At 62.3% G+C, this 453-nt stretch carries 1 protein-coding gene; it reads right to left on the reverse strand.

What is annotated here, in order from left to right:
- Positions 1 to 79: 79 nt before the first annotated feature.
- Positions 80 to 453, reverse strand: a 374-nt coding sequence (locus tag I6F28_RS37140) for an ATP-binding cassette domain-containing protein (protein WP_225143958.1), incomplete at its 5' end; no start/stop codon positions are given.

Raw genomic sequence — 453 nt, forward strand, 5'->3', positions numbered from 1 at the left:
GGATTAAGCGCCACCAGCACGGCGAACAGCGCCAGAATGGCAAGAAACGCGTTCAGCTCGCGGTTTTTGAGTAAGATCTTCATGATTGTCCTCCAAACGCCAGCGCCATCATCCTGTCGAGACTGACGGCATGGCGCGGCAGTTCACCGCTGTGTACGCCCTGGTGCATCACCAGCACCCGGTCAGCGAGGCCCGGAAACTCGTCGAGATCGCTTGAGATCATCAGCACCGCCACGTTCTGCGCCGCCACGCTTTTCAGCAGCTGATAGATATCGGCGCGCGCCGCCACGTCCACGCCGCGCGTCGGTTCATCGACGATCAGCAGCAGCGGGTTGGCCTCCAGGCAGCGCGCCAGCAGCACCTTCTGCTGGTTGCCACCGGAGAGCGTGCGCACGGTTTGATCCGCATGGTTGAGCTTGATCCCCAGCGCCCGGTGATAGCGTTCCACTACCG

It is taken from the genome of Bradyrhizobium sp. NBAIM14 (genome assembly GCF_020193895.1).
GTDB classification, from domain to species: Bacteria; Pseudomonadota; Alphaproteobacteria; order Rhizobiales; family Xanthobacteraceae; genus Bradyrhizobium; species Bradyrhizobium yuanmingense.